The sequence below is a fragment of the Patulibacter sp. NPDC049589 genome (assembly GCF_040675535.1).
In the GTDB taxonomy this organism is placed as follows: Bacteria; Actinomycetota; Thermoleophilia; order Solirubrobacterales; family Solirubrobacteraceae; genus Patulibacter.
Window position 1 is genome coordinate 1 of the sequence record NZ_JBFAPC010000343.1, and the last position, 1,219, is coordinate 1,219.

Sequence of the window (1,219 nt, forward strand, 5' to 3'; positions counted from 1 at the left end):
TGAGAAGCGCGCCGCCGCCCGCCGCCGCGCGGCCGCGAAGGCGAAGGCCGCGAAGGCGAAGGACGCGAAGGACGCGGACGAGAAGACCGACGCGGCGGACGCCGACGACGTGCGCGCCGACGAGGCCGCCGCCGCCCCGGACGGTTCCGCGGCCGCCCTGCTGGGCAGCAGCGCGCTGCTGACGACCCCCGGCTCGGTGCCGGGCCTCTTCATCGAGAAGTTCCGGATCCCGCCGTTCCTGCTGCCGATCTACCAGGCCGCCGGGGTGCAGTACGGCGTGCGCTGGGAGGTCCTCGCCGCGATCAACGAGATCGAGACGGACTACGGCCGCAACCTGTCGGTGTCCACCGCCGGCGCGGTCGGCTGGATGCAGTTCATGCCGGCGACGTGGAAGACCTACGGCGTCGACGCCGACGGCGACGGCCGCGCCGACCCGATGAGCCCGGTCGACGCGATCTTCGCCGCGGCCCGGTACCTGCGGGCGGCCGGGGCCCAGGACGACGTGCGCAAGGCCGTCTTCGCCTACAACCACGCCGACTGGTACGTCGACTCCGTCCTCCTGCGGGCGCGCCTGATCGGCGGGCTGCCCGCGCCGCTGGTCAGCGCGCTGACCGGCCTGACCCAGGGCACGCTGCCCGTCGACGGGGCCGTCGCCGCGTCCGACGACGACGCCCGCGACACCGCGGCCGCGTCCGAGGCCGGCGACCCCGTCTGGGGCGCCCGGCCCGGCGACGACCGCGCCGCCCAGCTGACGGCCGACGCCGGCACCCCCGTGGTCGCCGTCCAGGACGGCACCGTCGTGTCGACGGGCGACGACGACACGATGGGCCGCTGGATCCGGCTGCGCGACGTCTACGGCAACGTCTACACCTACGCGCACCTCGGGCGGGTCGCCCGCACGTACGCCGCGCCGCGCTCGCTGGTCCCCGCCCGCGCGACGCTGCCGAAGGCCGACCCGACCCCAACGCTTCCCGCGAGCGCCGGAGAGCACCCGACCGCACCGGCCGAGGCAGCGCCGACGTCCCCGCTCACGAGCACGACGCCGTCGCCGCTGGTCGGGGCGACGACGCTCGGCGGCTCCGCCGCGGCGGGCGCGCCCGCCTCCGGCGCCACGGGCCCTGCGACCCCCGGCACCGCGACCACGGCCGGCACCGCCGGCACCGCGACCACCGCCGGCACCGCGACCACCCCCCGCGATCGGAACAGCGTCGGGTAGGGG

1 protein-coding gene is annotated in these 1,219 nt (G+C 77.3%); it reads left to right on the forward strand.

Going from position 1 to position 1,219, the window contains the following annotated elements; all coding sequences use genetic code 11:
- Window positions 1–1,216: lytic murein transglycosylase (locus tag AB0L40_RS27885; RefSeq protein ID WP_364362072.1), on the forward strand; the 1,216-nt coding region annotated here is incomplete at its 5' end.
- Window positions 1,217–1,219: the final 3 nt, after the last annotated feature.